Source organism: Kitasatospora sp. NPDC101155 (genome assembly GCF_044768305.1).
Lineage (GTDB): Bacteria > Actinomycetota > Actinomycetes > Streptomycetales > Streptomycetaceae > Kitasatospora.
In genome coordinates this window covers 46642-52817 of the sequence record NZ_JBIWPN010000048.1, presented here as the reverse complement: position 1 = coordinate 52817, position 6176 = coordinate 46642, and the positions used below count along the sequence as shown (strand labels likewise).

Sequence of the window (6176 nt, the reverse complement as noted above, 5' to 3'; positions counted from 1 at the left end):
GTTGACTTTTGGCACGCTGTTGAGTTCTCAAGGAACGGACGCTTCCTTCGGACCGCCTTCCAGCGGGCCCTCCGGGCGCTTCGTTCTTTCGTGTTCTCAGTTTATCAGATGTTTTCCGCTCCGTTTTCCGGAGTTTCATTCATCTGAATTTCCCGAACTGTCGGGGCCGCTTTCTGCGACGACCGCCACTTTAGCGTATTCCGAGTGTTACTCGAAATTCACGCTCACACCCGGTTGACGGAGACGCCAACGAACCCAACTGAATGGGCATCGAGGTGAGAGTGGGTCTTGCTGAGTGAGGTGGCCGCTCCAGCGACTCGTTCAACACTAGACCACCTGGAGGACATCGTCAAACGTTGAGGGCCGGATCTGTCCAGATCCGGCCCTCGGGGCTCAAAGCCGCAGCTCAGAGTGGGTGCGTTTTCAGCCAGTCGATCAACTGACAGGTCAGCGGACCGATCAGCCGGCCGAGACCAGCTCTGCTGCCGCCAGGTTGCGCTTGCCACGGCGCAGCACCAGCCAGCGGCCGTGCAGCAGGTCGGCCTCGGTCGGCACCGCTTCCTCGTCCGTCACCTTGACGTTGTTGAGGTAGGCACCGCCCTCCTTGATCGTCCGGCGGGCGGCCGAGCGGCTCGGCGCCAGGCCGACGGCGACCAACAGGTCGACCACCGGCTGGAGTTCGGACACCTCGGCCTTCGGGACCTCGGCCAGGGCGGCGGCCAGGGTCGGAGCCTCCAGGTCGGCCAGGTCGCCCTGCCCGAACAGCGCCTTGGACGCGGCGACCGCGCGCTCGTACTGCTCGGCGCCGTGCACCAGCGTGGTGAGCTCCTCGGCCAGCGCACGCTGGGCCAGGCGGGCGGCGGGGCGCTCGGTGGTCTCGCGCTCCAGCTCCTCGATCTCCTCCTTCGAGCGGAAGCTGAAGATCCGCAGGAAGTTGGAGACGTCCCGGTCGTCCGCGTTCAGCCAGAACTGGTAGAAGGCGTACGGGGTGGTCAGCTCGGGGTCGAGCCAGACCGTGCCCGACTCGGTCTTGCCGAACTTGGTGCCGTCGGCCTTGACGATCAGCGGCGTGGCCAGCGCGTGCACGGACTTGCCGTCGGCCTTGCGGATCAGGTCCGTGCCGGCGGTGAGGTTGCCCCACTGGTCACTGCCGCCGGTCTGCAGGGTGCAGCCGTAGCGGCGGTTCAGCTCCAGGTAGTCCATGCCCTGGAGGATCTGGTAGCTGAACTCGGTGTAGCTGATGCCCGCGTCGGAGTTGAGCCGTCGGGCGACGGCCTCCTTGGCGATCATGTTGTTGACGCGGAAGTACTTGCCGACGTCGCGCAGCAGGCTGATGGCCGACATCCCGGAGGTCCAGTCCAGGTTGTTGACCATGCGCGCGGCGTACGGGCCCTCGAAGTCGAGGAAGCGCGAGATCTGGCCGCGCAGTCGCTCGACCCAGCCGGCCACCGTCTCCGGGTCGTTGAGCACCCGCTCCGCGGTGGGCTTCGGGTCGCCGATCAGGCCCGTGGCACCGCCGACCAGGCCGAGCGGGAGGTTCCCCGCCTGCTGGATGCGGCGCATGGTGAGGATCTGCACCAGGTTGCCGAGGTGCAGGCTGGGGGCCGTCGGGTCGAAGCCGCAATAGAACGTGACCGGGCCGTCCGCGAACGCCTTGCGCAGTGCGTCCTCGTCGGTGGACAGGGCGATCAGCCCACGCCACCGCAGCTCGTCGACGATGTCCGTCACGGTCACGCTTCTCCTTCGATCGGGCGTCCGCCGGTGCCGGCCCGATTCCGTCGGGCCCCGGGTCGGTACGACTCCAGCCTGATAGAGCCTACGCGGTTCCGGCCAGCGAGTTTCCCCCGAGGCGCGGTGCCGGGCGCACGACGCGCTCCCCCCGGGTGCCCGGCCGATACCGGAAATTCCGTTGTTCGTCGGCTGTGGGCCCATTCAGAGTGGTTCCACCGCCGTGCGGCGGCAGTGACGTGTGTGGAGACGGTCGTGCCGCCGTGGCACGCCCGTGGGAAGGGTGTGCCGAGTGCGCAACACGCTGGTTCTGAACGCGAGCTACGAGCCCCTGACGACGGTGTCGCTCCAGCGCGCCGTCGTCCTGGTGCTCCAGGACAAGGCGGTGGTGGAGCAGGCGCATCCGCTGCGCTCGATCCGGGGGACGGGCGTGGCCGTCCCGGTGCCACGGGTGATCAGACTGCAACGGTACGTGCGGGTGCCGTTCCGACAACAGGCCCCGTGGTCGAGGCGGGGTGTCCTGGCCCGGGACCAGCACCTGTGCGCGTACTGCGGGCGCCGGGGCACCACCGTGGACCACGTGCAGCCCAAGTCGCGCGGTGGCGAGGACAGCTGGATGAACACCGTGGCCGCGTGCGCGGAGGACAACCAGCGCAAGGCCGACCGGACACCGGAGCAGGCCGGGATGAAACTGCTGCGGCGGCCGTTCGTGCCGACGCCGCAGGCCACCCTGATGCTGGCGCTCGGCCTGCGCGGCTCGGAGGCCCGGGAGCTCGCCGACTGGCTGCCGGCGGTGCCGGGCCAGCCCCAGCCCGTCCCGGCGGCCTGACGGCGGAGCCCGATCCCGAGGCCCGACCGCAAGGCCTGGCCTCTGAGGGGCCTCGGCCCGAAGGGCTTCAGCCCTTCGCCTCGTAGCCCGCCGCTGTGCCGAAGTTGGCCGAGTGCTCGGGTATCACGACCACCTGCCCGCCGCCGATCACGACCCGCCCGGAGACCAGCAGCGAGCCGGTGCCGGGCGGGAAGTTGCCGCCGACCGCCTCCTGGCCACCGGCCAGCGGGAAGCGGCCGAGGCGGGCGGGCTGGTCGCGGCGCTCGTCGGCTGCCAGCACCAGCGAGCCGCCGTCGATGGCGACCGCCCTGACGGTGCCCTTGGCGGCGGTCTGCGCCTTCCAGCGCTGCTTGCCGGTGTCCAGGTCGTAGCCGACCGCGGACACCGGCCCGCCGCCGTTCGCCGGGACGTGCGTGGCGACCATCGTGCGGCCGTCGAAGAAGACGTTCGGAGTGGCCGAAAACGTACCGTGGGCGACGTCCAGTCGGCCGCCGTCGGTGACCACCGGGATCTCGGCGGCCGGGTCGCCGGAGGTGCCCCAGGCGAACACCCGGTCGTCCTCGGGCTTCGCGCCGGTGGTGAGCACCACGGCCGGCTCGGCGGAGAGCACCGTCACCGTCTTCGGCGAGTTGTTCAGACCCCGCCACCAGGAGACCTTGCCGTCCGCGGTGTTCAGCGCGACGGCCTGGTCGGCAGGGGTCGAATCGGCGCAGGAGGAGGCGACCAGCACGGTCTTGCCACTGACGCCGCCGGACAGGGTGCAGAACTTGCCCTGCCCGGTGTACTGCCAGACGTCCTTGCCGTCGGCCGCGCCCCAGGCCACCGCCCGGTCGTCCCCGACCGCGATCACCTTGTCCTCGGTGACGCCGATCCGCGCCGCGTAGGTGCCCTTGGCGTCCGAGAGGGTCTTGGTCCAGGCGGTCTTGCCGGTCTTGGTGTCCACGGCGGCGACCAGCGTGCAGGGGCTCTTCGGATCGGCCTGCGGCCGGAACAGGGCCGCGCCCAGCCCGGCCGGGTTCACACCCGCCGACAGCCCGCACGGGACGGCCCCGGCCGCCGGGGGCTCGACCGACCAGGTCGGCTTGCCCGCCGTACGGTCGTACGCGTGCACGCCGGTGCCGTCCGCCCGGACCACCACGTCGGCCAGCAGCCAGCTGCCGGCCAGCGTGTCGTCCCCGCCGCCCTGAGTGGCGGCCACGGGCTGCGCGGACCAGGCCTTGGTGTGCGTCACCGCGAAGCCGGGCTCACCGCTGCTGGTCGCGGACGCGCTGCCGCCGCCCTCGGCGCCGACCGTCAGCGCGGCCGTGAGCAGCACCCCGAGTGCGGCCACCCCGGCGCCGGCCCGCACCATCAGGGCCCGCCGGCTGGGCACGTGCTCCCCGGTCAGCACGGCTGCCCGGGCCTTCGAGACCAGCGATGAGGAGCCGCCGTCACCACCGCCACGCCGAGCCGCCCGCGAGGACGCGACGGACGCGACGGCCCCGGCAGACCCCGCAGGCTCAGCGGGTTCCGCCGGAGGCTCCTCATCGGCCGGCCCGGCCTCCGCCGCGGGCTCCTCGACCTGCACATAGCCGTCGGCCGAGTACTCGGCGCCCGCCGGAACGTACAGCGCCTCCTCCGCCGCCGGCTGCTGCTCCTGCGCGGCGTACGGCGCGTACGGCTGCTGCCCGTACTCCGGGTACTGCTGCTGGTACGGCTGGTACTGCTCCTGGCCGCCGTCCTGCCCCTGGCCGTAGCCGCTCTGGACGTACCCGCCCTCGACGTACCCGGTCGGCCCGTAGCCGGCCTGCTGGTCGTACGGGTGCTGGTCGTACTGCGGCGCCTGCTGCCACTGCCCGTGCGGCTCCGGCTGCTGCCACTGCCCCTGCGGCTGCTGCGGCTCGTAGTACCCGCCCTGGGGGTACCACTGCTGCTGGGCGTGGGCGTCCCCGAAGGGCTCCTGCGCCATCGTTACGTCCCTCCCGGCCCCCCGCCTGCCTGCCGATTGCGGCAGTCAGCATCTCACGCCCGGCCGAGCGCCCCGCCCGGGCCCTCGGCGCAGCGCAGGAGCGGGTCTCAGACCGCCGACTCGGCGCGCAGGGCGTCGTCGATGCGGGCGGCGAGGGTGAAGTCCAGGCCGGTGAGCCCGCCGGCGCTGTGGGTGGACAGCACGAAGCGCAGGGTGCGCCAGCGGATGTCGATGTCGGGGTGGTGGTCGAGCGCCTCGGCCTGCTCGGCGACCGCGACCACCACGCGGATCGCCGCCGGGAAATTCGGGGCGTCCGCGCTGCGGACGATGCTGTCGCCCTCCCGCGCCCACTGCGGTACGGCCGCCAGGGCCGTCCTGATCTCGTCCTCGCTCAGCCGTGCCCTGCTGCTCATCGGTGTGCTCCGGGTGTCGTCGGTCGGGTGCCGGTCAGGCCGCCTTCCGGCGCGGACGGACCACCAGCTCGCCACCGCAGTTGGGACAGTTGGCGGCCATGGTCTCGGTGCAGTCCGGGCAGAAGGTGCACTCGTAGGAACATATCGAGGCGGGGCCGTCGGAGGTCAGCGACACCGCGCAGCGCTCGCAGGTCTCACGCATCTCCAGGGCCATGGCGTATTCCTCCGACTTGTGTACGGTCTGACGTTCGTTCAACTCACGAGCAGCTTGGTGACGGCCGCGAGCCCGACCACTACGATGATCCCGCGCAGTGCGGTCGGCGGCAGGCGTCGGCCGACCTTGGCGCCGAGCAGACCGCCGACCAGCGAGCCGGCCGCGATCAGCCCGGCGGCCGTCCAGTTGACCGTCGAGGTGAACAGGAAGAACAGCGCGGCGACCCCGTTGACGATCATCGCGAGCGCGTTCTTCACCGCGTTGATCCGCTGCAGGTCCTCCTGGAGCAGCATGCCCATCAGGGCCATCAGCAGGACGCCCTGCGCGGCGCCGAAGTAGCCGCCGTAGATGCCGGTGAGGAAGACCCCGACCAGCAGCACCGGGCTGCCGTCCGGGTCCCCGTCGGCGCGGCGGCGGGCGGCGACGGCCTTGGCGACCCTGGGCTGGACCACCACCAGGACGAGGGCCAGCAGGATCAGTGCCGGGACGATCGCGTCGAAGGCCCCGCTGGGCAGCTTGATCAGCAGCAGCGCGCCGAGCAGCCCGCCGAGCAGCGAGGCGGTGCCCATCCGCAGCAGCCGACGGCCCTGGCCGACCAGTTCGCGGCGGTAGCCGATCACGCCGCTGAGCGAACCGGGCACCAGGCCGAAGGAGTTGGAGACGTTGGCGGTGACCGGCGGGATGCCGACGGCGAGCAGCACCGGAAACGTGATCAGCGTGCCGGAGCCGACGATCACGTTGATCATCCCGGCACCGACGCCGGCCACCAGGACGGCGAGCGCCTCCCAGAGCGTCATGGGTCACCTCTCCTCTCGGTCCTGTCCGAGGGGATCATGCCGGACCCCGCACCGGCCCGACCAGGCCCGCCCACCATTCGGGACGTACGCCACAGTGCCAGGACGCCACGGCCACCCGGCCGGACAGCCGCACAACCGCACGGCTGCGGGGCCGCTCGACCGCACGGCCACGGGGCCGGGAAACGCCGAGGGCCCGCCACCACCAGGCAGCGGGCCCTCCACCGGACACCGTCACATCACTCCGGGT

Annotated in this window: 6 protein-coding genes; 1 reads left to right on the top strand and 5 read right to left on the bottom strand. The window is 71.5% G+C overall.

The features are described 5' to 3' along the window. Positions 1-459: 459 nt before the first annotated feature. Positions 460-1728 (bottom strand): tyrosine--tRNA ligase, encoded by a 1269-nt coding sequence (gene tyrS, locus ACIRYZ_RS38500; protein ID WP_393035450.1) that lies wholly within the window; start codon positions 1726-1728, stop codon positions 460-462. 292 nt (positions 1729-2020) lie between these two features. Between tyrS and ACIRYZ_RS38495 the strand changes: the two genes are divergently transcribed. Next, the gene (locus ACIRYZ_RS38495) at positions 2021-2557 is read left to right on the top strand and encodes an HNH endonuclease (RefSeq protein WP_402953211.1); all 537 of its coding nucleotides are present in this window, start codon (positions 2021-2023) and stop codon (positions 2555-2557) included. A gap of 67 nt (positions 2558-2624) precedes the next feature. Here the strand turns inward: ACIRYZ_RS38495 and ACIRYZ_RS38490 are convergent, their stop codons facing one another. The 4 genes from ACIRYZ_RS38490 to ACIRYZ_RS38475 all read right to left on the bottom strand — a co-directional run bounded on the left by ACIRYZ_RS38490 (position 2625) and on the right by ACIRYZ_RS38475 (position 5929). After that, positions 2625-4505, bottom strand: coding sequence for a PQQ-binding-like beta-propeller repeat protein (locus tag ACIRYZ_RS38490; protein WP_402953209.1), 1881 nt, complete (start codon positions 4503-4505; stop codon positions 2625-2627). Positions 4506-4612: 107 nt separating this feature from the next. Further along, positions 4613-4918 (bottom strand): 4a-hydroxytetrahydrobiopterin dehydratase, encoded by a 306-nt coding sequence (locus tag ACIRYZ_RS38485; RefSeq protein WP_402953207.1) that lies wholly within the window; start codon positions 4916-4918, stop codon positions 4613-4615. A gap of 34 nt (positions 4919-4952) precedes the next feature. Beyond that, the gene (locus ACIRYZ_RS38480) at positions 4953-5132 is read right to left on the bottom strand and encodes a DUF1272 domain-containing protein (RefSeq protein WP_402953206.1); all 180 of its coding nucleotides are present in this window, start codon (positions 5130-5132) and stop codon (positions 4953-4955) included. 38 nt (positions 5133-5170) lie between these two features. Then, the gene (locus ACIRYZ_RS38475) at positions 5171-5929 is read right to left on the bottom strand and encodes a sulfite exporter TauE/SafE family protein (RefSeq protein ID WP_387627497.1); all 759 of its coding nucleotides are present in this window, start codon (positions 5927-5929) and stop codon (positions 5171-5173) included. Positions 5930-6176 lie beyond the last annotated feature (247 nt).